Source organism: Kineococcus deserti (assembly GCF_050871945.1).
Lineage (GTDB): Bacteria > Actinomycetota > Actinomycetes > Actinomycetales > Kineococcaceae > Kineococcus.
The window spans coordinates 1-643 of record NZ_JBJLSI010000079.1 but is presented as its reverse complement, the minus strand read 5'-3'; the positions used below and the strand labels follow the sequence as shown (position 1 = coordinate 643).

1 protein-coding gene is annotated in these 643 nt (G+C 70.1%); it reads right to left on the bottom strand.

Annotated features, from left to right (window positions below):
- Positions 1 to 260, bottom strand: a 260-nt coding sequence (locus ACRYR2_RS25005; RefSeq protein WP_432565709.1) for an SDR family oxidoreductase, incomplete at its 3' end; no start/stop codon positions are given.
- Positions 261 to 643 lie beyond the last annotated feature (383 nt).

The following is a 643-nucleotide window of genomic DNA, read 5'->3' as shown; positions in this document are numbered from 1 at the left end:
CCGGCGGCGGCGATGGCTTCCACGCACCGGGTCAGGGAGGCCTGGTCGGTGACGTCGGCCGCCAGCCCGAGCACGGCGGTGCCGAACTCGCTGGAGATCTTGTCGGCGGCGGCCTCGGCGCCGGCCTCGTCCACGTCGAGCAGGGCCACGGTCCAGCCCTCGGCGGCGAAGCGGCGGGCGGTGGCGAAGCCGATGCCTCGCGGGGAAGCCGCGCCGGTCACGACGGCGGTCCGCTGGCCGGTGCCGGTCTGGTAGCTCATGTCGTTTCCCGTTCGTTCAGGGGTGAGATGGGTCCGGAACTGCTGCCCGCCGTTCCAGCGGTCCGCGCCTCACGTCGGAAGGACGTGGGACGGGAGTCGGGGGACGGGCTGTCACACGGGACGTCCTCCACGTCGAGGTGAGGAGGCTGACGTTAGCTGTCTGATTGTTGACAGTCAATGCTCGGCTGCCGACGGCTCGGTCGCGTCGCGCGGAGCCGCGACGGCAGGGATCGGGCGTCCAGCCACACCCCGAGGATGCTGACCGTTGCATTGTTGACAGACGAGTGAGTCATCCACACACTAGGGCGCACCCGGACACTGATGCTCGGACGGGTCCAATCGAAGGAGATGGACGAGTGACCCCTGCGCCCCCCACCCCCACC